Source organism: Streptomyces sp. TN58, assembly GCF_001941845.1.
Lineage (GTDB): Bacteria > Actinomycetota > Actinomycetes > Streptomycetales > Streptomycetaceae > Streptomyces.
In genome coordinates this window covers 1,825,749-1,851,853 of record NZ_CP018870.1, presented here as the reverse complement: position 1 = coordinate 1,851,853, position 26,105 = coordinate 1,825,749, and the positions used below count along the sequence as shown (strand labels likewise).

Genomic DNA, 26,105 nt, shown 5'->3' with positions numbered 1-26,105 from the left:
TGGGTCACAGCCGCAGGAACACGCTGCGCACCAGTCAACTGGGGCGGGCAACGGAGAGGGGACGCGCGTGACGGTCAACATGACCAAGGGTCAGGCCATCAGTCTGCAGAAGTCGGACGGAGGGACGCTGACGGCGGTCCGGATGGGCCTGGGCTGGCAGGCGGCGAAGCGCCGCGGGCTGTTCGGCTCGCGGACGCGGGAGATCGACCTCGACGCGTCGGCGGTGCTCTTCGCCGACAAGCAGCCGGTCGACGTGGTCTTCTTCCGCCACCTGCAGAGCGACGACGGCTCGGTGCGCCACACCGGCGACAACCTCGTCGGCGGCGTCGGCCAGGGCGGGGACGACGAGGCGATCCTCGTCGACCTCCAGCGCGTCCCGGTCCACATCGACCAGATCGTCTTCACGGTGAACTCCTTCACCGGCCAGACGTTCCAGGAGGTGCAGAACGCCTTCTGCCGCATCGTCGACGAGACCAACGGCCAGGAACTGGCCCGATACACCCTCGACGGCGGCGGCGCCTACACCGCGCAGATCATGGCGAAGGTGTCCCGCGCCGGATCCGGCTGGCAGATGACGGCCCTGGGCAACCCGGCCAACGGCCGGACCTTCCAGGACCTGATGCCGGCGATCCTGCCGCACCTGTAGCAGTACCGGAAGAAGAGAAGAAGGCACGGGGGAGGGGCTGCACGATGACGGCCGAACTGGTCCGGGGGCAGAACCACCCCGTGTCCGAGAGCCGGGTGGAGATCAGGGTCTCGGCGGGTACGCCCGTGCTGGCCCTGGCCTCGCTCGCCGACGAACAGGGCCGGCTCTCCGGCAGCGGGGTCCTGGCACACCCGGGCGCCAGGGCCCTCCCCGGCGTCCGGGCCCCGGCGGAACTCGCCGACCGGCACACCTTCCCCGTGGACCTCGACGCCGTCGCGGCGGACGTCCACCGCGTCGGCGTACTGCTCGTACTGCCGCCCGGCGGCCCGGTCCGCTTCGGCGCGGTCCCGGCCTCGCACGTGGCCGTGGCCGCCCCCGACGGCGGAGGCGAGATCGCCGGCTACACCCTGACCGGACTGGACGCCGAGAACGCCGTGATCGCCCTGGAGCTCTACCGGCGCCAGGGCGCCTGGAAGGTCCGCGCCGTCGGCCAGGGCTACGCCGACGGCCTCGGCGCGCTGCTCGCCGACGGCGGACTGCCCGCACCGGCCGCCGGGGAACTGGCCGCCACCGTGCTGCGCACCGCCGCGCCGGCGAAGGAGGCCGACGCGACGCTCCCCGCCAGGCCCACCCTCGTCGGCGACCTGCGCGCCCCGCAGCCCCCCGCCCAGGCCCCGGCGCCCGCCCCGGAGCCCCCGGACCCGGTCCCGGCCTCCGGCGTCCCGTACGCCGGTACGCCCGGCCCCGCGCCCGCGCCCGGCGGCGACGGCTCCCCGCCCACGATCAGCTACACCCACCCGCGCCGCCGCCGCACCAGCAGCGAGCCGCCCGAGCCGGCCCCGCGGCCCGCCGCCCCGCCGGAACCGGGGCAGCCCCCGCGGCCGGTCGCCGGCGACGCCGGCGGCTGGTCCATGGACGAACGGCTCTACAACCAGGTCTGGGGGATGTTCGAGGACCTGGCCCGCACGGTCGCCGCCTACCGCAGCGCCGTGGAGTTCGCCGACAACCGCATGGACCGCGAACTCGACGAAGCCCTCTCCGACCCGCGCCACCGCCTCGGCGGCACCGGCAACGCCGCCCGTGACACCGCCCGGGCCCGCCGCGAGGAGCTGGTCGGTCAGGCCCAGGCCGTCCTCGACCGGGACCTCGCCCAGCTGATCGCCGAGGCCGAGGTCGTCGAGCCCGCACTGCCGGCCTCGTACGCCCGCTGGGACAACCCGGTCTGGCACGGCCACCGCACGCCCGAGGAGGGCCCGCTCGCCCTGCGCCTGGGTGACCTGCACCTGCCCGAGCGGCCCGACCTGCGCATCCCCATGCTGGTCCGGCTCCCGCTGGAGCGAGGACTGTGGATCGACAACGGCCGTACCGGTTCCGAGGCCGCGATGGCCATGGACACCGACCGGCTGCGTCGGGCCGCCATGGACATGGCCGTCGCCCACGCGGTGCGGCTGCTCGCGGTCCACCCCGCCGACCGGTTCTCCGTCCACGTCATCGACGCGGCCGGGGCGGGCGCCCCCTCCCTGGCCCCGCTGGTACGGGCCGGGGTACTGGCAGGGCCGCCCGCCGCCGGGGCCGCCGGAGTCACCCGGACGCTGGCCGAGCTGACCCGGCGGGTCGACCTCGTACAGATGGCCCTTCGGGCCGGGGCCCCCGAGGACCTGCCGCCGGACGTCGACACGGCCGAGCAGCTGCTCATCGTGCACGACTTCCCGCACGGTTTCGACGACCGGGCCGTGACCCAGTTGCGCTACCTCGCCGACGAGGGTGCGGCGGTCGGCGTGCACCTGCTGATGGTCGCGGACCGCGACGAGGCCTCCGCCTACGGGCCGCTGCTGGACCCGCTGTGGCGCTCCCTGATGCGGCTGTCGCCGGTCCCGGACAACCACCTCGCGGACCCCTGGGTGCAACACGCCTGGACCTTCGAACCGAGCCTCCCGCCGCAGGGCAGCAGGGTCCTCGACGAGGCACTCGACCGGGTGGCGGAGGCCCGGCGCACTACCCGTCCATGACCGTCCTTTGGCATTCCCTTTACCTTCACCGCCTTCAGCGGGTAAGCTCGTCAGCGCGGAGGGGAGTATTCCTGCTTTCCTGCTACGGCGTACCCGTCAATACGGACCACCGCGACACCACGAGCGCGCGGTGCAGGTCCCGGGGCGTCGGCCCACGGCCTCCAGGTCGCCCGGGCGGAAGAGACCTCCGGCAGCGATGACGCTGACGAAGTGCTGAGCCATCCGCCGGAGGCGTGTTCACCATGGAAGTTTCCTGGGCCCTTTGGGCCGCGACCGTTCTCGGTCTGTCCCTCCTCATCGCGGTCGATTTCCTCATCGGCCGCAAGCCCCACGACGTGTCGATCAAGGAAGCGGGCACCTGGACGGTCGTCTGGATCGTCCTCGCCGCGCTCTTCGGCCTCGGCCTGTGGTTCTTCGGGACCCCGCAGGCCTCGCAGGAGTTCTTCGCGGGCTTCATCACCGAGAAGTCACTCAGCGTCGACAACCTCTTCGTCTTCGTCCTGATCATGGCGAAGTTCGCGGTGCCCTCCCACCTCCAGCAGCGCGTGCTGCTCGTGGGCGTGCTGATCGCGCTCGTCCTGCGCGCCGTCTTCATCGCCGCCGGCGCCGCGATCATCGCCAGCTTCAGCTGGGTCTTCTACATCTTCGGCGCGTTCCTGATCTACACCGCCTGGAAGCTGATCCAGGAGGCCCGCAAGGACGAGGACGAGGACGAGTTCGAGGAGAACCGCCTCCTGAAGTCCGTCGAGAAGAAGTTCGGTGTCGCCGACCGGTACCACGGCACCAAGCTCTTCATCGTCAACAACGGCAAGCGCGTGCTGACGCCGCTGATGATCGTCATGCTCGCCATCGGCACCACCGACGTGCTGTTCGCGCTGGACTCGATCCCCGCCATCTTCGGCCTCACCCAGGACCCGTACATCGTCTTCACGGCCAACGCCTTCGCGCTGATGGGCCTGCGCCAGCTGTACTTCCTCATCGGCGGCCTGCTGGAGAAGCTGGTCCACCTCAGCTACGGCCTGTCGATCATCCTCGGCTTCATCGGCGTCAAGCTGGTGCTGCACGCCCTGCACGAGTCCGGCGTGCACGTCCCGGAGATCTCCATCCCGCTCTCCCTCGGCGTCATCTGCGGCGTCCTGGTGATCACCACGATCACCAGCCTGATCGCCACGAAGAGGCGGGCCGCGGCCGAGGCCGCCGCCCGCACCGAGAGCATCGACGCCTGAGTCCGGCCTCAGCCCTGGTGCTGTGACCCGGTGAACCTTTCGGGTCGCAGCACTAGACGGGGGCGGCCGTACGGGCCGCCCCCGTTTCGGTTTCCTTCGCCTCGTCCGGCGCGCCCGACCGCTTGCGCACCACCAGCGGGCTGGTCTCCGGCAGCAGCGCGAAGCAGGCGAGGCTGACCAGGGCGATCCCGGTGAGGTACGCCGCCACGCCCCACGGCGGACCGGAGCCGTCCGCCAGCGCCGTCGCCACGATCGGGGTCAGCGCCCCTCCGAGCACCCCGCCCAGGTTGTACCCGACGGCCGCACCCGTACAGCGGATGCGCGGGGCGTACAGCTCCGGCAGGTACGCGCCCACCACCGAGAACATCGTCACCATGCCCAGCAGCGCCACCGCGAAGCCCAGCGTCATCAGCAGCGGGTCGGCCGTCCGCATCAGCGCCACCAGCGGGAACATCCACACGGCGCTGGCCGCGCACCCGGCCAGGCACAGCGGCCGCCGCCCGTAGCGGTCGCCGAGCACAGCCATCAGCGGCGTCATCAGGCCCTTGAACGCCACCGCCGCCATGATGCAGGCCAGCATCGTCGTACGGCTCACCGACAGGTGTTCGGTGGCGTAGGCGAGGGACCAGGTGGTGACCGCGTAGAAGACGGCGTAGCCGACCGCGAGGGCTCCGCCGGTCAGCAGGAGCAGCCGCCAGTGGCCCCGTAGCACCTCGGCCAGCGGGGCGTCGGCCCGCCGCCCGGCCGCCGCGAGCTCACGGAACTGCGGGGTCTCCTCCACCGAGCGGCGCAGCCACAGCCCGGCCAGGGCCAGCAGCCCGGCCGCCCAGAACGGCACCCGCCACCCCCAGGAGGTGAACTGGGCGTCGGTCAGCGCGGCCGACAGCCCCAGCATCAGACCGTTGGCCAGCAGGAATCCCACCGCCGGGCCGATCTGCGGGAAGCTCGCCCACAGGCCGCGCCGCCGTTCCGGCGCGTGCTCGGCGGTCAGCAGCACCGCCCCGCCCCACTCCCCGCCGAGCCCGAGGCCCTGGAGGAAGCGCAGCAGGAGCAGCAGGACCGGCGCGGCGATGCCGATCGTCCCGTACGTCGGTACGCAGCCGACGGCGACCGTGGCGATGCCTGTGAGCAGCAGGGAGGCCAGCAGGACCGGGCGCCGGCCGTACCGGTCGCCGATGTGGCCGAAGAGGGCGGACCCCAGCGGGCGGGCGAGGAAGCCGACGCCGAAGGTGCCGAAGGCGGCGAGGGTCCCGGCGAGCGGGGAGAAGGACGGGAAGAACAGCGGCCCGAGGACGAGCGCCGCGGCCGTGCCGTAGACGAAGAAGTCGTAGAACTCGATGGCGGTACCGGCGAGCGCGGCGGAGGCGAGACGCAGCATGCCGGGCCGCCGGGCGGGGCCGCCGTCGTCAGCGGCCGGCGGGGCCGGTGCGGGAGAGGCGGCTGGGGCGGGTGGCGGGGAGGGGTCCTGTCGCATGCCGCACCAGATACCGCCTCCCCGCCCGCCGGGACATGGATTCGGCCGTCAACGACCGGAAGGAGTGCTCCGTGGCCGGAAGTTGACGCGTTGCGGCCCCTACCAGCCGCGCTCGCGCCACTCCGCCAGGTGCGGGCGCTCCGCACCGAGCGTGGTGTCGTTGCCGTGGCCCGGGTAGACCCAGGTCTCGTCCGGCAGCTGCTCGAAGAGCTTGTGCTGGACGTCGTCGAGGAGGCTCTTGAAGGCCTCCGGGTCGTCGTGGGTGTTGCCCACGCCGCCCGGGAACAGGCAGTCCCCGGTGAAGACGTGCGCGTGGCCGTGCGGGTCGTCGTAGACGAGCGCGATCGAGCCGGGGGTGTGGCCGACCAGGTGCCGCGCGGTCAGCTCGACCCGCCCGACGCGCACGGTGTCCCCGTCCGCGACGGGGACGTCGGTCGCGACCGGGATGCCCTCGGCGTCGAGGGCGCCCGCGTAGGTCCTCGCCCCCGTGGCCGCCACGACCTCCGCGAGCGCGCCCCAGTGGTCGCCGTGCCGGTGGGTGGTGACGACGGAGGCGATGCCGTCGTCGCCGATCAGGTTCAGCAGCGTCTGCGGTTCGGCGGCCGCGTCGATGAGCAGCTGCTCGTCCGTGGCCCGGCAGCGCAGCAGGTACGCGTTGTTGTTCATCGAGCCCACCGCGACCTTGGAAATCATCAGGTCCGCGAGCTCGTGCACGTCGGCCGGACCGCCGACCTTGACCTCTCCGGTGTACGTCATGTGTTGATCCTAGAGGTGTCTTCCTACAACGGCGGGAGCTCGGGGAGCGGGCCGCCCGTGGTGGTCAGGGAGGCGCCCTTGTCGCCGCGGCCGGCGAGCCAGGCGAGCAGCGCGGCGGGGGAGCCGGAGACGGTCACGGCCGGGTCCCCGGCGGAGCCGGTGCGCCAGCCGCGCCCGTCGGCGGCGGCCAGGGCCGTCGCGGGCACCTCCGGGCGCCCGGACCAGCGGTCGGCGAGGAAGGTGATCTCGCGGTCGGTGAACTCCTCCGGGAGGTCGGAGAGCTCGTAGCCGATGTTCAGGTCGACGTGGTGCAGGTCCACCTCGACCCAGCGGCGGAAGGGCACGTTCGCCGCGAGGTCGGTGACGCCGCCCCGCAGCTCGACGGTGCGCGACCAGTCCTGGGCGTGCTCCGTGGCGGCCAGGAAGCGGTCCGCGGAATCACGGAGGTCCGCCAGGTGTTCCACCAGGGGCCGGCCGGCGTCGCGGGCGATGTCCGCGTCACGCGCCTCGCCGCTCTCATACATCGGCCGGCCCTCCAGGACGTTGAGGAGGGCGTCGGCGTTGCGCGCGAGGTGGGCCAGGATGTGGCCGCGGGTCCAGCCGGGGAGGTGTGACTCCTCGGAGAGGGCGCCGTTGTCCAGTTTCGCGACAGCGGTCAGCAGCCGGTCCGTGGCTTCACGTACAGATCGCAGGTCGTGCACATGATCAGTCATGACTTCGAGCCTAGTGCTCGGAGGCGGCGGCCACACGATCGGGTGAAGCGGTCCGCGGAGTGCCGTAAATCGAATGTGCGTGCTATACGCTCGAAGTCCAAGCTCCATCTCCACCGCAGAGGCGCCCCCCATACCCTGGGACGGGGGCCGTGCCCCCCGCTCTCTCAAGAAAGGTGCGGACCGGCGTGACCGACCGTCTCATCGTTCGTGGCGCTCGCGAGCACAACCTCAAGAACGTCTCGCTCGACCTGCCCCGCGACTCTCTCATCGTCTTCACCGGACTCTCCGGGTCGGGCAAGTCCTCCCTGGCCTTCGACACGATCTTCGCCGAGGGCCAGCGCCGCTACGTCGAGTCGCTCTCGTCGTACGCCCGTCAGTTCCTCGGGCAGATGGACAAGCCCGACGTCGACTTCATCGAGGGCCTCTCGCCGGCCGTCTCGATCGACCAGAAGTCCACCTCGCGCAACCCGCGCTCGACGGTCGGCACCATCACCGAGGTCTACGACTACCTGCGCCTCCTCTTCGCCCGCATCGGCAAGCCGCACTGCCCGGAGTGCCGCCGGCCCATCTCGCGCCAGTCGCCGCAGGCGATCGTGGACAAGGTGCTCGCGCTGCCCGAGGGCAGCCGCTTCCAGGTGCTCTCGCCGCTGGTGCGCGAGCGCAAGGGGGAGTTCGTCGACCTCTTCGCCGATCTCCAGACCAAGGGCTACAGCCGGGCGCGGGTGGACGGGGAGACCATCCAGCTCTCCGAGCCGCCGACCCTGAAGAAGCAGGAGAAGCACACGATCGAGGTGGTCGTCGACCGCCTCACCGTCAAGGACAGCGCCAAGCGGCGGCTCACCGACTCCGTGGAGACGGCCCTCGGTCTCTCCGGCGGCATGGTGATCCTGGACTTCGTCGACCTCGCCGAGGACGACCCCGAGCGTGAGCGGATGTATTCCGAGCACCTCTACTGCCCGTACGACGACCTGTCCTTCGAGGAGCTGGAGCCGCGCTCCTTCTCCTTCAACTCGCCCTTCGGCGCCTGCCCCGAGTGCACCGGCATCGGCACGCGCATGGAGGTGGACCCGGAGCTGATCGTCCCCGACGAGGAGAAGTCCCTCGACGAGGGCGCGGTCTCACCGTGGTCGCTCGGCCACACCAAGGACTACTTCCAGCGGCTGATCGGCGCGCTGGCCGGGGAGCTGGGCTTCCGTACGGACATCCCGTGGGCCGGGCTGCCGGTGCGCGCGAAGAAGGCCCTGCTCTACGGCCACCGCACGCAGATCGAAGTGCGCTACCGCAACCGCTACGGGCGCGAGAGGGCCTACACCACGGCCTTCGAGGGCGCCGTGCCGTTCGTGAAGCGCCGGCACGCGGAGTCCGAGAGCGACGCCAGCCGCGAGCGCTTCGAGGGCTACATGCGCGAGGTCCCCTGCCCCACCTGTGAGGGCACCCGCCTCAAGCCGATCGTGCTCGCCGTGACGGTGATGGAGAAGTCCATCGCGGAGGTCGCGGCCATGTCGATCAGCGAGTGCGCGGACTTCCTGGGGCGGATGCGCCTCGACGCCCGCGACAAGAAGATCGCCGAGCGGGTCCTGAAGGAGGTCAACGAGCGGCTCCGCTTCCTCGTGGACGTCGGGCTGGACTACCTCTCCCTCAACCGGGCCGCCGGCACGCTGTCCGGCGGCGAGGCCCAGCGCATCCGCCTCGCCACCCAGATCGGCTCCGGCCTCGTCGGCGTGCTCTACGTCCTGGACGAGCCCTCCATCGGCCTGCACCAGCGCGACAACCACCGGCTGATCGAGACGCTGGTGCGGCTGCGGGACATGGGCAACACCCTCATCGTCGTCGAGCACGACGAGGACACCATCAAGGTGGCCGACTGGGTCGTGGACATCGGCCCGGGCGCCGGCGAGCACGGCGGCAAGGTGGTCCACAGCGGTTCCCTCAAGGAGCTCCTGAAGAACACCGAGTCGATGACCGGGCAGTACCTGTCGGGCAAGAAGTCCATCGAGATCCCCGACATCCGCCGGCCGGTGAACGGCGAGCGGAAGCTGACCGTCCACGGCGCCAAGGAGAACAACCTGCGGGACATCGACGTGTCCTTCCCGCTGGGCGTGCTCACGGCCGTGACCGGCGTCTCCGGCTCCGGGAAGTCGACCCTGGTCAACGACATCCTCTACACCCACCTGGCGCGCGAGCTGAACGGCGCCCGCTCGGTGCCGGGCCGCCACACCCGGGTGGAGGGCGACGACCTCGTCGACAAGGTGGTCCACGTCGACCAGTCGCCCATCGGCCGGACCCCCCGGTCGAATCCGGCGACGTACACCGGTGTCTTCGACCACGTGCGCAGGCTCTTCGCGGAGACGATGGAGGCGAAGGTGCGCGGCTACCTGCCGGGCCGCTTCTCCTTCAACGTCAAGGGCGGCCGGTGCGAGAACTGCTCCGGCGACGGCACGATCAAGATCGAGATGAACTTCCTGCCGGACGTCTACGTCCCGTGCGAGGTCTGCCACGGCGACCGGTACAACCGGGAGACGCTGGAGGTCCACTACAAGGGCAAGTCCATCGCGGAAGTCCTGAACATGCCGATCGAGGAGGCACTGGACTTCTTCGAGGCGGTTCCGACGATCGCGCGGCACCTCAAGACGCTCAACGAGGTCGGACTGGGCTACGTCCGCCTCGGCCAGTCGGCGCCGACGCTGTCGGGCGGCGAGGCGCAGCGCGTGAAGCTGGCCTCCGAGCTGCAGAAGCGCTCCACGGGCCGGACGGTGTACGTGCTGGACGAGCCGACGACGGGTCTGCACTTCGAGGACATCTCGAAGCTGATCAAGGTGCTGTCCGGGCTGGTCGACAAGGGCAACTCGGTGATCGTCATCGAGCACAACCTGGACGTCATCAAGACCGCGGACTGGGTCATCGACATGGGCCCCGAAGGCGGTTACGGCGGCGGCCTGGTGGTGGCCGAGGGCACGCCCGAGCAGGTGGCCTCGGTGGGCGCGAGCCACACGGGCAAGTTCCTGCGGGACATCCTGGGCGCGGACCGGGTCTCCGACGCCGGGGCCTCCCCGGTGCGGGCCGCGGCGAAGAAGGCCCCCGCCAGGAAGGCGACCGCGGCGAAGAAGGCGGCTCCGGCGAAGAAGACGGCGGCGAAGAAGACGGCGACGCGGGCCCGCAAGGCGTAGGGCGTGTTGAGAAAGTCCCGTCTGGCTCGCCGGGCGGACGACGCCACTTTCGCAACTCCCCCCAGTCGTCACGGAGGTCCGCGGGGGCGGCACCGCTGCGCGGTGCCGCCCCCGCGGACCCGCGGCGTCTGGGCCGCTATCCGTTGAGCTCCGCCGCGTACGGGGGCTCCGCCCCGGGGCGGGTGCAGGTCAGCGCCGCCGCGTGCGCGGCATACGCCAGGACGTCCGGCCAGTCCACCGGACCTCCCGGCGCCGCGGCGAGGCGGTGCAGCAGGGCGGCGTTGACCGTGTCGCCCGCCCCGATCGTGTCCGCCACCGCTACCGGCCGGGCCGCCGCCGAGTACTCGGCGCCCTCCCGCGTGAAGACCGTCAGGCCCGCCGGGCCGCGGGTCACCACCACCGCCCAGGGACCCGCCGCCAGCCAGTCGCCGACCCGCCCGCCCAACCAGGCCGCGTCCTCCTCCGACAGCTTCAGCACGCCCGTGTGCGGCAGCAGCCGCTCCCCGAACCGGGCGCGGTACCCTGCCGGGTCCGCGATCAGGGCCGGCCGGATGTTCGGGTCCAGCAGGGTCAGCAGCCCGCGCCGCGACTCCCGGCGCAGCAGGGCCTCGTACGCGCTCGCGCCCGGCTCCAGCACGAGGGAGCAGGTGCCGAGCGCGAGAGCCCGTACCCCCTCGGGAAGGGCGGGCGGCAGGGTGAACAGCCGGTCCGCGGTGCCCTCGACGTAGAACCCGTACGAGGCCGAGCCGTCCGGAGCCAGCGACGGCACGGCAAGGGTGGTCGGCTCCGGCCCGCGCTGCACCAGCGACACGTCCACCCCCGCCGCCCGCAGCCCGGCGAGCAGGCTCTCGCCGAAACCGTCCGCCGAGACCCGGGAGCAGAAGGCGACCTCCGCGCCGAGGCGGCCGAGGGCGCGCGCGGTGTTGTACGGTCCGCCGCCCGGCCGGGGCAGCAGCGCGCCCGGCGGCCCGGCCGCGGGAACCAGGTCGATGAGGGCTTCTCCGCCGACGACGATCACGCGGAGGAAGCTACTCCATTCGGCGGCGGTATCGTCGCCCCTGGGCCGCCCGGCCCGTGGCCCCCGCCCGTGCACCTCAGGAGAACCGCATGTCAGCGCCGCAGTCCGCCGCCCGCCGTACCGTCCTCAAGGGCGCCGCCGCGCTCGCGGGAGCCGCGGGCGCCGGGGCGGCGCTCACGGCCTGCTCCACCGAGACCAACAGCGGCGGCAACACCCCCGCCACCCCCACCGCCCCCGTCGAGCTGGGCGCCGCGGCCGACGTGCCCGTGGGCGGCGCGAAGCTCTACCGGGAGCGGAAGCTCGTCGTCAGCTGCCCGGCGGAGGGACAGTACAAGGCGTTCAGCGCCCAGTGCACCCACGCGGGCTGCGTCCTCGACAAGATCGACGACGGGGAGGGGAACTGCCCCTGCCACGGCAGCCGGTTCGACGTGGCGACGGGCAAGGTCCTGCGCGGGCCGGCCGACCGGCCGCTTCCGGAGGTGCCGGTCCGCGCGGAGAACGGCAGGCTCGTCGCGGGCTGACCCGCGCCCGCCACCGGGCGCCGACCGGCGGGCCGTCACCGTCACCGTCACCCGTCAGCCGCCCGTCACGCGCCGCCGGTCAGCTGCCGCCCGTCAGCCGCCCGTCACGCGCCGCCGGTCAGTCCCAGTCCCAGGCGATCCCGAGGATCCCGCGCCGCACGGACTGCTCCACCAGGTGCACCGCCCGGTGCCGACCGCTCGGCGTCAGGTCCGCCAGGCCGGTGCGCGGCGCGTCCGGCCCGCTGCGGGTGAAACGCCGGCAGCGCACCGGAAGGGCCGCCTCGTCGAAGCGGACCTGGAGCACGTACTGGCCGCCCGCGTAGCTGAAACCGCGCACGTACTCGCCGCTGCGGGCCCCCGTGCCGTCCTCGACGCCGTAACCGAAGACGTAGGTGTCGCCGCGCCTCAGCCGGGCGTCGAAAAGCAGCTCGGCGACCACCACCCCGGCCTCCGGATGGCCTCTGACCCGGCCCGTGCGGCAGTTCTCGTACGCCGTCACGCGCACCCGCGACACGTCGCAGCCCGGGTCGCCGTGGTGGACGGCGAGGTAGCGGTCGACCCCGTCCCGGTGCGCCCGGACGATCTGCTGCGACTCGCGGATCCGCAGCTCGCCCGCCGGCCCGATGCGGACCCGCTCGTGGTGGCCGAGCGAGTGCAGACCGCCGTCCGGCGGGAGCTCCATCCCGTCGAGCAGCCGCTCCACCGTCCCGCCGCCGCTGAACAGGGCCCGGTAGGAACGTCCGGCGGGCCGGTCCTGCCCGGCACCCGGTCCCGGGACCGCCAGCAGCCGGACCAGGGAGCCGTCGGGCAGCTCCAGGATCCGCTCCAGAGCTGTGACGGCCCGCAGGGACTCCGGATGGCGCGGCCTGCGGGCGCCCTGCTGCCAGTAACTGAGGCTGGTCACCCCCACCTTGATGCCCTGCGCCGCGAGCCGGTGCTGCACCCGCTGAAGCGGCAGCCCGCGGGCGGCGAGGGCGGCGCGCAGGGCGAGGTGGAAGGGGCCGCCGCGCAAGAGCCGGTCCAGTTCGGCCATGCCCGCAGGGTCCGTGGAAGGCCGCATGGCGACTCCTCTGTGAACGTTCACACGCGCCGGGGTGGGGGATCACGGCGGCAGCCCCGGGGGGCCAGGTGGAACGGCAGCAACCATTCACACCGCAGCCCCACCGTTCACACTGCAACGTCATCGCGTATTGAAGCGCGTTGACCTGAACCCGACAACTCCCTGATGCTCCTCCACAGCGTCCGGACGCGCTCCTCCATCCCCCCATTCCCCACCTCGGGAGGAACGCGATGCGCGATCGAAACCGGCGGCTTTCCCCGGCCGCCGTCCTCACCGCCCTGCTCAGCGCCCTGATCCTCGCCCTGCCCGCCGGCACCGCCACCGCCGCGGAGGCCGGCACCGACTCCGCCCTCGCCTACAAACGCCTCAACATCACCATGCAGGCGCAGGCGAAGACCAACTGGTGCTGGGCCGCCGGCGGCAACACCATCGCCGCCTGGTTCGGCCGGAACCACTCGCAGAACCAGTTCTGCAACGCCGCCTTCAACCGCCCGCAGGGCACCGAATGCCCCAACAACCAGGCCACCCTCGGCAACGTCCAGACCGGCCTGCGCTGGGCGGGCATCAACCCCGGCTCGTACGTCACCGGCTGGCTGCAGTACTCCACCGTCCAGACCGAGATCAACGCCGGCCGGCCGATCGAGACCCGCATCCAGTGGTCGAACGGAGGCGGCCACATGCACGTCGTCTACGGCTACGACACCGCGAACAGCTGGGTCTACTGGGGCGACCCCTGGCCCTCCAGCGACCGCTACAACTGGGCCTCGCACGCCTGGTATGTCAACAACAACACCTTCTCCTGGACCCACTCCCTCTACCGGATCGGGGCGTGAGCGCCATGACCCTGCGCGCCTCGGCCGCCGCGGCCGTCCTCGCCGCCACCGCCCTCCTCGGACTCGCCCCGCAGGCCGTCGCGGCCCCGGTGCCGCAGCCCGTGTCCCCGCCCGAGCCCCAGCTCGTGTCCCCGCCCGCGCCGCAGCCGGAGGCGGCCACCGCCGAGCACCGGGCCGCCGCCGGCCAGGCGGCCGCCGCCCCCGAGACCCTGGCCACGCTCTCCCGGTTCTTCGCCCGGGAGGGCAGGGTCTCCCTCGCCGCCGCGCGGCCCCGCATCGAGGGTGAGGCCATAGCCGTCAACCACCTCTCCCCGGACTTCGTCGCCGGCCGGCCGGGTGCGGCCGTCGCCCGTCTGGAGTTCCTCGCCAGCCGGGCGGTCTCCTCCGACGGGCAGCGGGCCGCGCTGTGGACCGCGCGGACGGAGCAGGGCTGGCAGGTGGTGAACATCGCCACCGGCGACGACGAGTTCCGCTACGCGGGACTGGGAGCCGCGAAACTGCCCGGCGGGACCGTCTTCCGGGAACCGCAGATCGACGCCTGGTACGTGGCCGGGGGCGGGCGGGTGCTGCCGCTGGACGAGGACGGCGTGCGGGCCGTGGGTGCCGGGGGCACGACGCTGAGTGCCTACCGGGTGCGGGTCGCCGAGGCGTACGGGGACAAGCTCCCCGGGTCCCCGTACGCCGAGCGGGGCGCGGCGGGTGGCTTCGCCGAGGGCGGCGGAGCCGGGGCGGGCGGCGCCGAGCGCGGGCGGGGTGCCGGACCGGGTGGGCTGTTGGCCGGAGCCGGGGCGCTGGCGCTGGGCGCGGCCGTCGTGCCGCTTCTGCGTCGCCGCCGGGTCGCCACCGCGTAGCCCCTCCCCGCAGGGCCCGGCTCCCGCCAGGGCCGGGCCCTGCGGGCAGCTCTCCCCGCCCCGCCCTTTTCGCCGTTTCCCGTGGCTCCGCCCCGGACCCCGCGCCTCGAACGCCGACGGGGCTGGGAAGGGCGGGCCGGAGGCTGCGGGGGGTTGTCGGTGCGCGCCAGTAGGGTGGTTGGCATGGCCGACCCTTCCAGCTACCGCCCCCAGCCGGGGCAGGTCCCCGACTCGCCGGGGGTCTACAGGTTCCGCGACGAGCACCGCCGGGTGATCTACGTCGGGAAGGCCAAGAGCCTGCGCCAGCGGCTGGCCAACTACTTCCAGGACGTCGCGGGGCTGCACCCCCGTACCGCCACCATGGTGACCACGGCCGCTTCCGTCGAGTGGACCGTGGTCTCCACGGAGGTCGAGGCGCTGCAGCTGGAGTACTCCTGGATCAAGGAGTACGACCCCCGGTTCAACGTCAAGTACCGCGACGACAAGAGCTACCCCTCCCTCGCCGTCACGCTGAACGAGCAGTACCCGCGAGTCCAGGTCATGCGGGGCCCCAAGAAGAAGGGCGTGCGCTACTTCGGCCCGTACGCCCACGCCTGGGCGATCCGCGAGACCGTCGACCTCATGCTCCGGGTGTTCCCGGTGCGGACCTGCTCGGCCGGGGTGTTCAAGCGCTCCGCCCAGATCGGCCGCCCCTGCCTGCTCGGCTACATCGGCAAGTGCTCCGCACCCTGCGTCGGCCGGGTCACCCCCGAGGAGCACCGCGAACTGGCCGAGGACTTCTGTGACTTCATGGCCGGCCGCACCGGCGCCTACCTCTCCCGGCTGGAGAAGGAGATGCACGCGGCGGCCGAGGAGATGGAGTACGAGAAGGCCGCCCGGCTGCGCGACGACATCGGTGCGCTGCGCCGCGCCATGGAGAAGAACGCCGTGGTGCTCGCCGACGCCACCGACGCCGACCTGATCGCCGTCGCCGAGGACGAGCTCGAAGCCGCCGTGCAGATCTTCCACGTCCGCGGCGGCCGTGTCCGCGGCCAGCGCGGCTGGGTCACCGACAAGGTCGAGGCCGTCGACACCGCGGGGCTCGTCGAGCACGCGCTCCAGCAGCTCTACGGCGAGGAGAAGGGCGAGGCCGTCCCCAAGGAGGTGCTGGTCCCCGCGCTCCCCGAGGACACGCCCGCGCTGGCCCAGTGGCTCGCCGAGCGCCGCGGGTCCCAGGTCAGCCTGCGGATACCGCAGCGCGGCGACAAGAAGGCCCTCATGGAGACCGTCCACCGCAACGCGCAGCAGTCCCTCGCCCTGCACAAGACCAAGCGCGCCAGCGACCTCACCACCCGCTCCCGGGCGCTGGAGGAGATCGCCGAGGCGCTGGAGCTGGACAGCGCACCGCTGCGCATCGAGTGCTTCGACATCTCCCACCTCCAGGGCGACGACGTCGTCGCGTCCATGGTCGTCTTCGAGGACGGACTGGCCCGCAAGAGCGAGTACCGGCGCTTCCAGGTCAAATCCTTCGAGGGGCAGGACGACGTCCGGTCCATGCACGAGGTGGTCTCCCGGCGCTTCCGGCGCTACCTGCTGGAGAAGACCAGGACGGGGGAGTGGGACCCACAGGACGGCGCGGACGGGTCGGCCGGCGTGACCGGGGCGACCGGCGCGACCGGCGTGACCCAGGCGACCGGCGCGGACGGGGTGACCGGGGCGACCGGCGCGGACGGGCCGCCCGAGGACGACGGCAGGCCCAAGCGCTTCGCCTACCCGCCCCAGCTCGTCGTCGTCGACGGCGGACAGCCGCAGGTGGCCGCCGCCAAGCGGGCCCTGGACGAGCTCGGCATCGACGACGTCGCCGTCTGCGGCCTCGCCAAGCGGCTGGAGGAGGTCTGGGTGCCCGGCGAGGACGACCCCGTCGTCCTGCCCCGCACCAGCGAGGGCCTCTACCTGCTCCAGCGGGTACGTGACGAAGCCCACCGCTTCGCCATCCAGTACCAGCGCAGCAAGCGCGGCAAGCGCCTGAAGTCGGGGCCGTTGGACGAGGTGCCCGGCCTCGGCGAGAGCCGCAAGCACGCCCTGATCAAGCACTTCGGTTCGGTGAAGAAGCTGAGACAGGCGACAATCGAGCAGATCTGCGAGGTCCCGGGCATAGGACGGAAGACGGCCGAGACCGTGGCCGCGGCCCTCGCCGGAGCGGTCCCCGCCGGTCCCGCCGTCAACACGGCCACAGGAGAGATCATTGAGGATGAGAACCCCGCGCCAGCGGGAGCATCGTCCGAACGGGGGACCGAGCAATGACCGAGCACGAGACCACGCACGACCGAGACGGAGCACAGGTGAGTACGGGCACGACAGCGGAGCCCGGCGAGACCGCCGAGGCGGCCATCCCCGAGCTGGTGATCATCTCCGGTATGTCCGGCGCCGGCCGCAGCACGGCGGCCAAGTGTCTGGAGGACCTCGGCTGGTTCGTCGTCGACAACCTGCCGCCGGCCCTGATCCCCACCATGGTGGAGCTGGGCGCCCGCTCCCAGGGCAACGTGGCCCGCATCGCGGTCGTCGTCGACGTCCGCGGCCGGCAGTTCTTCGACGCGCTGCGCGAGTCCCTCGCCGACCTCGACAGCAAGGGCGTCACCCGCCGCATCGTCTTCCTGGAGTCCTCCGACGACGCGCTGGTCCGCCGCTTCGAGTCGGTCCGCCGCCCGCACCCCCTCCAGGGCGACGGGCGCATCACCGACGGCATCGCCGCCGAGCGCGACCTGCTGCGCGAGCTGCGCGGCGACGCCGACCTGGTGATCGACACCTCCAGCCTCAACGTGCACGAGCTGCGCGCCAAGATGGACGCCCAGTTCGCCGGGGACGAGGAGCCCGAGCTGCGGGCCACCGTCATGTCCTTCGGCTTCAAGTACGGCCTCCCCGTCGACGCCGACCTCGTCGTCGACTGCCGCTTCATCCCGAACCCGCACTGGGTCCCGGAGCTGCGCCCCTTCACCGGGCTCAACGAGGAGGTGTCGGGGTACGTCTTCAGCCAGCCCGGCGCCAAGGAGTTCCTGGACCGCTACACCGAGCTGCTCCAGCTCATCGCCACCGGCTACCGCCGCGAGGGCAAGCGGTACGTGACCATCGCGGTCGGGTGCACGGGCGGCAAGCACCGCAGCGTGGCCATGTCCGAGAAGCTCGCCGCCCGCCTCGCCTCCGAGGGAGTCGAGACCGTCGTCGTCCACCGGGACATGGGGCGCGAGTGACCGCACGGACGCCGCGGCTGAGCCGCCTGCGCCGTCTCACCCCGGGCCGGGGAGAGGACGGCGCGGGCCGCTCCGGCCGTTCCGGCCGCCGCAGAGGCACCACGCCCAAGGTGGTCGCGCTCGGCGGAGGCCAGGGCCTGTCGGCCTCCCTCGCCGCCCTGCGCCGGATCACCGGGGACCTCACGGCCGTGGTCACCGTCGCCGACGACGGCGGCTCCAGCGGGCGGCTCCGGGAGGAGCTCGGCGTGCTGCCGCCCGGCGACCTGCGCAAGGCGCTGGCGGCGCTGTGCGGTGACGACGACTGGGGGCAGACCTGGGCCCGGGTCATCCAGCACCGCTTCCAGTCCGAGGGCGACCTGCACGGACACGCCGTCGGCAACCTGCTGATCGTCGCCCTGTGGGAACAGCTCGGGGACCCCGTCCAGGCCCTCGACCTGGTGGGGCGCCTGTTGGGCGCCCACGGCCGGGTGCTGCCCATGTCGGCGGTGCCGCTGGAGCTCCAGGCCCTGGTCAGGGGCCACGACCCGGCGCGTCCCGAGGACGTCGACACCGTCCGCGGGCAGGCCACGGTGGCGCTGACCCCGGGCGAGGTGCTGTCCGTGCAGGTGGTGCCGAGCGCCCCGCCCGCCGTGCCGGAGGCCGTCGCGGCCGTCCTGGACGCCGACTGGGTGGTGTTGGGCCCCGGATCGTGGTTCTCGTCCGTGATTCCGCACCTGCTGGTGCCGGAACTGCTGGACGCGCTGACGGAGACGAAGGCCCGGCGGGTCCTCTCGCTGAACCTCGCGCCGCAGCCCGGCGAAACAGAGGGCTTCTCTCCGCAGCGTCATTTGGAGGTTTTGGCCCGACACGCCCCTAAACTCGCCCTGGACGTGGTGCTGGCCGACGAGGCCGCCGTGCCCGACCGCGAGTCCCTTGCCGATGCCGCGAAACGGTTCGGTGCCGCGGTCGAGCTGGCCCCCGTGGCCAGGCAGGACGGCTCGCCGAAGCACGACCCGGAGCTGCTGGCCGCCGCGTACGACCGTATTTTTCGGATGCATGGAAGGATCGGCCCATGGCGATGACGCCTGCGGTGAAGGACGAGATCTCCCGCCTGCCCGTCACCCGGACCTGCTGCAGGAAGGCGGAGGTCTCGGCGATCCTTCGGTTCGCGGGCGGGCTGCACCTGGTGAGCGGCCGCATCGTCATCGAGGCGGAGCTCGACACCGGGATCGCCGCCAGACGTCTTCGCAAGGACATCCTGGAGATCTTCGGCCACTCCTCGGACCTCGTCGTGATGGCGCCCGGCGGACTGCGCCGCGGCAGCCGCTACGTGGTCCGCGTCGTGGCCGGAGGCGATCAGCTGGCCCGCCAGACGGGCCTCGTGGACGGCCGCGGGCGTCCCATCCGGGGGCTGCCGCCCCAGGTGGTCTCCGGGGCCACCTGTGACGCCGAGGCGGCGTGGCGCGGCGCCTTCCTGGCCCACGGCTCGCTCACCGAGCCGGGCCGGTCCTCCTCCCTGGAGGTCACCTGCCCCGGCCCGGAGGCCGCCCTGGCCCTGGTGGGCGCCGCCCGCAGGCTCTCCATCGCCGCCAAGGCGCGCGAGGTGCGCGGCGTGGACCGGGTCGTGGTCCGCGACGGCGACGCGATCGGCGCCCTGCTGACCCGGCTCGGCGCGCACGAGTCGGTGCTGGCCTGGGAGGAGCGGCGGATGCGGCGCGAGGTGCGCGCCACCGCCAACCGCCTGGCCAACTTCGACGACGCCAACCTGCGCCGCTCGGCGCGGGCCGCCGTGGCCGCCGGAGCCCGTGTGCAGCGCGCGCTGGAGATCCTCGGCGAGGAGGTCCCCGAGCACCTCGCCGCGGCCGGCCGGCTGCGCATGGAGCACAAGCAGGCTTCCCTGGAGGAGCTGGGCGCCCTCGCCGACCCGCCGCTGACCAAGGACGCCGTCGCCGGCCGGATCCGGCGTCTGCTGGCGATGGCCGACAAGCGGGCCCAGGACCTCGGCATCCCCGGCACCGAGTCGAACCTCGACCTCAGCGAGGAGATGGCCGACAACATGGCCGGATAGGCACCGGCACCGCCGGGACGGCTACGTCGGAAGGGGCTCGCGCGATCACTCGTGCGGGCCCCTTCGCGGCATGCCCCATTGACATGAGCATGGGCCGGTCTTGAGTCTGGCGTCCGAACCTTTCGTGGCAGCCGACGCCCAGGGGGGCACATGAGTCACCGCGCGAGAGTCGTCCTCGCCGCAAGCGCACTCGTTCTCGGAACCACACTCGCCGCTCTGCCCGCGACCGCCCAGGCCCGGCCGGGCCCCGCTCCGGGCACCGCCTCGCCGGGCCCCGCACCCGGCCCCGCGTCCGGCGCGGAGGAGGTGCGGGTCTACGACGCCGACATCACGCGGGAGCAGGTACCGCTCGTCCTCGCGGCCGGCCAGGACGCCCACGAGCTCAGCGAACGCGCCCCCGACGCCGGGACCGCCCGGGTCGAGCTCTTCCTCACCGGGGCGCAGGCCGGCGAGCTCGCCGCCCAGGGCGTCAAGCTCGCCGAGCGCGTCGTCCCGGCCCAGGGCCTGGCCCGGGCCAAGGCGGCCGGCGACGGCGTGTTCCGCCCGTACAGCGGCAAGGGCGGCCTCCAGGAGGAGATCCTGCGCACGGCCCGGGAGCACCCGGCGCTCACCAAGGTCGTCTCCATCGGCAAGACCGTCCAGGGCAAGGACATCCTCGCCCTGAAGGTCAGCAAGAACGCGAAGAAGACCAAGGACGGCCACAAGCCCTCCGTGCTGTACATGTCCAACCAGCACGCCCGCGAGTGGATCACCCCCGAGATGACCCGGCGGCTGATGCACCACACGCTCGACAACTACGGCAAGGACCAGCGGATCACCGGCCTGGTGGACTCCAGCGAGCTGTGGTTCCTGCTCAGCGCCAACCCCGACGGCTACGACTACACGCACGCCCCCGACGGCCGGCGGCTGTGGCGCAAGAACCTGCGCGACAACAACGGCGACGGCACCGTCACCGCGGGCGACGGCGTCGACCTCAACCGCAACTTCGCCTACAAGTGGGGCTACGACAACGAGGGCTCCTCGCCGAACCAGGCCAGTGAGACCTACCGCGGCCCCAAGGCCTCCTCCGAGCCCGAGACCGCCGCCCTCGACGCCTTCCAGAAGCGCATCGGCTTCGAGTACGCCGTCAACTACCACTCCGCCGCCGAGCTGCTGCTCTACGGCGTGGGCTGGCAGGTGGCCACCCCCACGCCCGACGACGTGGCCTACAAAACCCTCGCCGGCACCCCCGAGAACCCGGGCGTCCCCGGCTACCACCCCCAGGTGTCCTCCGAGCTGTACACCACCAACGGCGAGGCCGACGGCCACGCCTCCAACGTCAACGGCATCATGATGTTCACGCCGGAGATGACCACCTGCCAGACCGCCTCGGCCGCCGACCCGGACGACCCGTGGAAGCCCGAGGACTGCGCCTCCGGCTTCAACTTCCCCGACGACGAGAAGCTCATCCAGGCGGAGTTCGCCAAGAACGTCCCCTTCGCCCTCGCCGTCGGCGAGAGCGCCGCGCACCCCGACCGGCCCTCGTCGCCCGTCGGCCTGAGCGCGCCCGACTTCACCCTCGACCCCTTCACCACCTCCTACGCGGCCCGCGGCCAGGACCAGCAGGTCGCCGTCACGGCCCGCAAGTCGCTGAAGGACAAGGAGCTCAACTACCGGATCAACGGCGGCCGCACGCACGACGAGGACCTCAAGGCCTGGAAGGGCGGCGACGTCTACGGCGGCGAGGACAACAACTGGTTCGACGAGTACCGCGCCGAGGTCGAGGGCACGAAACCGGGCGACGAGGTCGAGGTCTGGTTCACCGGCCGCGACCGCTCCGGCCGGCGGGTCTCCAGCGAGCACTTCACCTACACGGTGGCCGAGCGGCCCCGCGCGGACGTCCTGGTGATCGCCGAGGAGGGCGCCGCCGCCCAGCACGCCCAAACGTACGTCGACGCGCTGCGCGCCAACGGCCGCTCCGCCGCGGTCTGGGACGTCGCCGTCCAGGGCGTCCCGCACCACCTCGGGGTCCTGTCCCACTTCGCCACGGCCGTCCACCACACCGGCGCCAAGACGCCCGGCGGGGACACCCAGCTGGCGGTCCGCGACTTCCTCAACGAGGGCGGCAGGCTGATCGAGGCCGGCGAGCAGGCCGGCGGCAACGCCCAGGTCGGCCCCGCCCTGACCAACGACTTCAGCCAGTACTGGCTCGGCGCCTACGGCCGCACCAGCACCCCCGGCGCCACCGGCTTCACCGGCGCCGGCGCCCTGCACGGCGCGAACGGCGGCCTCGGCGACGCCGCCGGCAACCCGCTGAACACCCCCGGCTCCTACACGGTGACCTCCGAAACCCTGGCTCCCGCGCAGTTCCCGCAGTTCACCAGCGCCCAGGCGGGCGGGTACACCGGCATCAAGAACCCGTACGCGCCCTACGCCGGCGGCCAGATGGCCTCCGCGCTGCACGCCGACAGCGACTGGAAGCGGCTCGTCCGCACCATCGACCTCACCGGCGTCACCGCGGCCGACCGGCCGCAGCTCAGGCTCGCCCTCAACTGGAACCTGGAGAACGGCTACGACCACGCCGCACTGGAGGCCCGCAGCGCCGGCGGCGACGACTGGACCATGCTGCCGGAGGCCGGCGGGCTGAGCAGCCCGGCCGTCCCGGAGGAGTGCGCGGCAGGGTTCTTCGTCAACGGCCACCCGTTCCTGCGCCGCTACCTCACCCTGGAGGGCGGCGGCTGCACCCCGCACGGCACCAGCGGCCAGTGGAACACCTTCACCGGCTCCTCCGGCGGCTGGAAGCAGGTCTCCTTCGACCTGAGCGCCTACGCCGGCCGCTCCGTCGAACTCTCGCTCTCCACCATCACCGACCCCGGCACCGGCGGACGCGGCGTCTTCGCGGACGAGGTACGGCTGTCGACCGCCGCCGGAGAGCAGCCGGCCGAGGGGTTCGAGACCTCGCTCGGCGCCTGGACGGCCCAGGGCGCACCCGCCGGAAGCCCCGACGTGCCGGGCGACTGGGCCCGCACGGGAGAGCTCTTCCGGTCCTACGCGTCGGTGACCACGCGTGACACCGTACTTCTGGGCTTCGGCCTGGAACACCTGCCCGCGGCGGCGGACCGAGCCCTACTCGTCGGTAAGGCGCTCCGCACGCTCAACCGTTGAACAGCGCCACTCCTGACGCTCACCCACGGTGACCGGGACCGAGGTCCCCGAGGCCCGCTACGGACCGTCCGCGGCGGGCCTCGGCGGAGGGTACCCGGCGAAGTGCGGGGAGTGTCAGCCCTCGACCGATGTCACCCAGAAGCTCACGGAGAGGTAGGGTCGTAAGCGGTCGGGGACATCCCATTTACAGCTCGCCGGCGCTCTCACCGGCGCACCAACGAGGAGATCGGTTCGTGACGATCCGCGTAGGCATCAACGGTTTTGGCCGTATCGGCCGCAACTACTTCCGGGCCCTCCTGGAGCAGGGAGCGGACATCGAGATCGTCGGTGTCAACGACCTGACTGACAACGCCACCCTGGTGCACCTTCTCAAGTACGACACCATCCTGGGCCGCCTCAAGGCCGAGGTCTCCCACACCGACGACACCATCACCGTCGGCGGCAACACCTTCAAGACCTTCGCCGAGCGCGACCCCGCGAACCTCCCCTGGGGCGAACTGGGCGCCGACATCGTCATCGAGTCGACCGGCATCTTCACGAAGAAGGCCGACGCCGCCAAGCACATCGCGGCCGGTGCGAAGAAGGTCCTCATCTCGGCTCCGGCCAAGGACGAGGACATCACCATCGTGATGGGCGTCAACCAGGACAAGTACGACGCGGCCAACCACCACGTCATCTCCAACGCGTCCTGCACCACGAACTGCGTGGCGCCGATGGCCAAGGTCCTCGACGAGAACTTCGGCATCGTCAAGGGCATGATGACGACGGTCCACGCCTACACGAACGACCAGCGCATCCTGGACTTCCCGCACTCGGACCTGCGCCGCGCCCGCGCCGCCGCCGAGAACATCATCCCGACCTCCACGGGTGCCGCCAAGGCCACCGCGCTGGTCCTGCCGCAGCTCAAGGGCAAGCTCGACGGCATCGCGATGCGCGTCCCGGTCCCGACCGGCTCGGTCACCGACCTCGTGCTGGAGCTCGACCGCGAGGTCACCAAGGACGAGATCAACGCCGCCTTCCAGAAGGCCTCGGAGGGCCAGCTGAAGGGCATCCTCGACTACACCGAGGACGCGATCGTCTCCTCCGACATCGTGAACTGGCCGGCGTCCTGCACCTTCGACTCCTCCCTGACCATGGTCCAGGGCAAGCAGGTCAAGGTCGTCGGCTGGTACGACAACGAGTGGGGCTACTCCAACCGCCTCGTGGACCTGACGGTCTTCGTCGGCGGCCGGCTCTGAGTTCCAGGGCTGACACCACGATGTGAAGCACAGGGTCCGGGCCGCGCGACGATGCGCAGTCCGGACCCTGTAGCTTGCCAGTCGTTCTTCGCCCCCGACACGGGCGCCCAAAGGAGTCAGAAACACATGAAGACGATCGACGAACTGCTCGCCGAAGGCGTCAAGGGCAAGCGGGTCTTCGTCCGCGCGGACCTCAACGTCCCGCTCGCCGAGGGCACGATCACCGACGACGGCCGTATCCGCGCCGTCCAGCCCACGATCGCGAAGCTCGCCGAAGCCGGCGCCCGCGTCGTCGTGGCCTCGCACCTCGGCCGCCCCAAGGGCGCCCCGGAGGCGGCCTTCTCGCTCGCCCCGGCCGCCGTGCGCCTCGGTGAACTGCTCGGCGCGGACGTCGCGTTCGCCACCGACACGGTGGGCTCCTCCGCCAAGGAGACCGTCGCCGCCCTCACCGACGGCCAGGTGGCCGTCATCGAGAACCTCCGCTTCAACGCCGGCGAGACCTCGAAGGACGACGCCGAGCGCGCCGCCTTCGCCGACCAGCTCGCGGGGCTCGCGGACATCTACGTCGGCGACGGCTTCGGCGCGGTCCACCGCAAGCACGCCTCGGTCTTCGACCTGCCCGCGCGGCTCCCGCACGCGGCCGGCCAGCTCATCGCCACCGAGGTCGGCGTCCTGAAGAAGCTGACGGACGAGGTCAAGCGCCCCTACGTCGTCGTCCTCGGCGGCGCCAAGGTCTCCGACAAGCTCGCCGTCATCGACGAACTCCTCGGCAAGGCCGACCGCATCCTCATCGGCGGAGGCATGGCCTACACCTTCCTCTACGCCAAGGGCCACGAGGTCGGCATCTCACTGCTCCAGAAGGACCAGGTCGACAAGGTCAAGGAGTACATGGCCCGGGCCGAGTCCACCGGCGTCGAGCTCGTCCTGCCGGTCGACATCCTGGCCGCGTCGGACTTCCCCGACCTGAAGACCAAGGCCCCGGCCGAGTACACCACCGTCGACGCGGACAAGATCCCCGCCGACAAGGAGGGTCTGGACATCGGTCCGAAGACCCGCGAGCTGTACGCCTCGAAGATCGCCGACGCGGAGACCGTTTTCTGGAACGGCCCGCTTGGCGTCTTCGAGCACCCCGACTACGCCGGCGGCACCCGCGCGATCGCGCAGGCTCTCGTCGACAGCGACGCCTTCACCGTGGTCGGCGGTGGCGACAGCGCCGCCGCGGTCCGCACGCTCGGCTTCGACGAGAACGCTTTCGGCCACATTTCCACCGGCGGTGGCGCCTCCCTCGAATACCTTGAGGGCAAGACGCTCCCCGGCCTCGCCGCCCTGGAGGGCTGAACCGCATGACCACCCGCACCCCGCTCATGGCGGGCAACTGGAAGATGAACCTCAACCACCTTGAGGCCATCGCCCACGTCCAGAAGCTCGCCTTCGCGCTCGCCGACAAGGACTACGACGCCGTCGAGGTCGCGGTCCTGCCGCCCTTCGTCGACCTGCGCTCCGTCCACACGCTGGTCGAAGGCGACAAGCTGAAGATCAAGTACGGCGCCCAGGACGTCTCCGCGCACGACTCGGGCGCCTACACCGGCGAGATCTCCGGCTCCATGCTCGCCAAGCTGAAGTGCACGTTCGTGGCCGTCGGCCACAGCGAGCGCCGCCAGTACCACGGCGAGAGCGACGAGGTCTGCAACGCCAAGGTCAAGGCCGCCTACCGGCACGGCCTCACCCCGATCCTGTGCGTCGGCGAGGGCCTGGACGTCCGCAAGGCCGGCAACCAGGTCGCCCACACCCTGGCCCAGGTCGACGGCGGCCTGAAGGACATCCCGGCCGAGCAGGCCGAGTCCATCGTGATCGCCTACGAGCCCGTCTGGGCCATCGGCACCGGCGAGGTCGCCACCCCCGAGGACGCCCAGGAGGTCTGCGGGGCGATCCGCCGCCGCCTCGCGGAGCTGTACTCGCAGGAGCTGGCCGACAAGGTCCGCATCCAGTACGGCGGCTCGGTGAAGTCCGGGAACATCGCGGCGATCATGGCGCAGCCCGACGTCGACGGCGCCCTGATCGGCGGCGCGGCGCTCGACGCGGACGAGTTCGTCAAGATCGTCCGCTTCCGCGACCAGTGAGTATGCGGTAGGGCCGATCCGTCGTACCCTTGCGGGGGCCAGAGGCTGCACCACC

Annotated in this window: 20 protein-coding genes; 15 read left to right on the top strand and 5 right to left on the bottom strand. The window is 72.1% G+C overall.

Translation table 11 applies throughout. The annotated features are described in order from the left end of the window. Positions 1–67: 67 nt before the first annotated feature. From BSL84_RS08435 to BSL84_RS08425, 3 genes are all read left to right on the top strand, one after another. The gene (locus BSL84_RS08435) at positions 68–646 is read left to right on the top strand and encodes a TerD family protein (RefSeq protein ID WP_030028963.1); all 579 of its coding nucleotides are present in this window, start codon (positions 68–70) and stop codon (positions 644–646) included. Positions 647–690: 44 nt separating this feature from the next. After that, the gene (locus tag BSL84_RS08430; RefSeq protein WP_045321577.1) at positions 691–2,655 is read left to right on the top strand and encodes a TerD family protein; all 1,965 of its coding nucleotides are present in this window, start codon (positions 691–693) and stop codon (positions 2,653–2,655) included. 242 nt (positions 2,656–2,897) lie between these two features. Continuing rightward, complete coding sequence (locus BSL84_RS08425; protein WP_045321603.1) at positions 2,898–3,881, top strand: TerC family protein; 984 nt, start codon at positions 2,898–2,900, stop codon at positions 3,879–3,881. A 52-nt stretch (positions 3,882–3,933) separates the two neighbouring features. On the opposite strand, the gene BSL84_RS08420 is transcribed toward BSL84_RS08425, so the two are convergent. The 3 genes from BSL84_RS08420 to BSL84_RS08410 all read right to left on the bottom strand — a co-directional run bounded on the left by BSL84_RS08420 (position 3,934) and on the right by BSL84_RS08410 (position 6,824). Next, positions 3,934–5,259, bottom strand: coding sequence for an MFS transporter (locus tag BSL84_RS08420; RefSeq protein WP_045321578.1), 1,326 nt, complete (start codon positions 5,257–5,259; stop codon positions 3,934–3,936). A 195-nt stretch (positions 5,260–5,454) separates the two neighbouring features. Continuing rightward, positions 5,455–6,111, bottom strand: a complete 657-nt coding sequence (locus BSL84_RS08415) for an MBL fold metallo-hydrolase (RefSeq protein ID WP_030030532.1) — start codon at positions 6,109–6,111, stop codon at positions 5,455–5,457. 23 nt (positions 6,112–6,134) lie between these two features. After that, positions 6,135–6,824: a maleylpyruvate isomerase family mycothiol-dependent enzyme gene (locus BSL84_RS08410; protein ID WP_045321579.1), complete on the bottom strand. Its 690-nt coding sequence runs from the start codon at positions 6,822–6,824 to the stop codon at positions 6,135–6,137. Between the two features lie 185 nt (positions 6,825–7,009). Between BSL84_RS08410 and uvrA the strand changes: the two genes are divergently transcribed. Continuing rightward, complete coding sequence (uvrA, locus tag BSL84_RS08405; RefSeq protein ID WP_030030609.1) at positions 7,010–9,991, top strand: excinuclease ABC subunit UvrA; 2,982 nt, start codon at positions 7,010–7,012, stop codon at positions 9,989–9,991. A gap of 136 nt (positions 9,992–10,127) precedes the next feature. Here uvrA and BSL84_RS08400 read toward each other — a convergent pair whose 3' ends face one another. Continuing rightward, the gene (locus tag BSL84_RS08400) at positions 10,128–11,009 is read right to left on the bottom strand and encodes a carbohydrate kinase family protein (RefSeq protein ID WP_045321580.1); all 882 of its coding nucleotides are present in this window, start codon (positions 11,007–11,009) and stop codon (positions 10,128–10,130) included. 89 nt (positions 11,010–11,098) lie between these two features. On the opposite strand from BSL84_RS08400, the gene BSL84_RS08395 reads away from it, so the two are divergent. Then, complete coding sequence (locus tag BSL84_RS08395; RefSeq protein ID WP_075970098.1) at positions 11,099–11,530, top strand: Rieske (2Fe-2S) protein; 432 nt, start codon at positions 11,099–11,101, stop codon at positions 11,528–11,530. Positions 11,531–11,648: 118 nt separating this feature from the next. On the opposite strand, the gene BSL84_RS08390 is transcribed toward BSL84_RS08395, so the two are convergent. Further along, positions 11,649–12,590, bottom strand: coding sequence for a hypothetical protein (locus BSL84_RS08390; RefSeq protein ID WP_045321582.1), 942 nt, complete (start codon positions 12,588–12,590; stop codon positions 11,649–11,651). 230 nt (positions 12,591–12,820) lie between these two features. Here BSL84_RS08390 and BSL84_RS08385 point away from each other — a divergent pair, with 230 nt between their 5' ends. The 10 genes from BSL84_RS08385 (at position 12,821) to tpiA (ending at position 26,050) form a co-directional block, all read left to right on the top strand. After that, positions 12,821–13,423, top strand: a complete 603-nt coding sequence (locus tag BSL84_RS08385; protein ID WP_030032687.1) for a papain-like cysteine protease family protein — start codon at positions 12,821–12,823, stop codon at positions 13,421–13,423. Between the two features lie 5 nt (positions 13,424–13,428). Further along, positions 13,429–14,274 (top strand): hypothetical protein, encoded by an 846-nt coding sequence (locus BSL84_RS08380; RefSeq protein WP_045321604.1) that lies wholly within the window; start codon positions 13,429–13,431, stop codon positions 14,272–14,274. A 183-nt stretch (positions 14,275–14,457) separates the two neighbouring features. Continuing rightward, entirely contained in the window at positions 14,458–16,557 is a 2,100-nt protein-coding gene (uvrC, locus tag BSL84_RS08375; RefSeq protein ID WP_045321583.1) for an excinuclease ABC subunit UvrC, read from the top strand. Beyond that, positions 16,554–17,501 (top strand): RNase adapter RapZ, encoded by a 948-nt coding sequence (gene rapZ, locus BSL84_RS08370; RefSeq protein WP_030026858.1) that lies wholly within the window; start codon positions 16,554–16,556, stop codon positions 17,499–17,501. The genes uvrC and rapZ overlap by 4 nt, the downstream gene beginning before the upstream one ends. Next, complete coding sequence (locus BSL84_RS08365) at positions 17,498–18,562, top strand: gluconeogenesis factor YvcK family protein (RefSeq protein WP_030026859.1); 1,065 nt, start codon at positions 17,498–17,500, stop codon at positions 18,560–18,562. The genes rapZ and BSL84_RS08365 overlap by 4 nt, the downstream gene beginning before the upstream one ends. Next, positions 18,553–19,548, top strand: a complete 996-nt coding sequence (gene whiA / locus BSL84_RS08360; RefSeq protein WP_030009075.1) for a DNA-binding protein WhiA — start codon at positions 18,553–18,555, stop codon at positions 19,546–19,548. The genes BSL84_RS08365 and whiA overlap by 10 nt, the downstream gene beginning before the upstream one ends. A 150-nt stretch (positions 19,549–19,698) precedes the next feature. Beyond that, the gene (locus BSL84_RS08355; protein WP_075970096.1) at positions 19,699–22,692 is read left to right on the top strand and encodes a M14 family metallopeptidase; all 2,994 of its coding nucleotides are present in this window, start codon (positions 19,699–19,701) and stop codon (positions 22,690–22,692) included. A gap of 233 nt (positions 22,693–22,925) precedes the next feature. Continuing rightward, entirely contained in the window at positions 22,926–23,930 is a 1,005-nt protein-coding gene (gene gap / locus BSL84_RS08350; protein WP_030026861.1) for a type I glyceraldehyde-3-phosphate dehydrogenase, read from the top strand. Positions 23,931–24,056: 126 nt separating this feature from the next. After that, a complete protein-coding gene (locus tag BSL84_RS08345) occupies positions 24,057–25,268 on the top strand; it encodes a phosphoglycerate kinase (RefSeq protein WP_075970095.1) in 1,212 nt (403 codons plus the stop codon). 5 nt (positions 25,269–25,273) lie between these two features. Next, positions 25,274–26,050, top strand: a complete 777-nt coding sequence (gene tpiA / locus BSL84_RS08340; RefSeq protein WP_030026863.1) for a triose-phosphate isomerase — start codon at positions 25,274–25,276, stop codon at positions 26,048–26,050. Positions 26,051–26,105 lie beyond the last annotated feature (55 nt).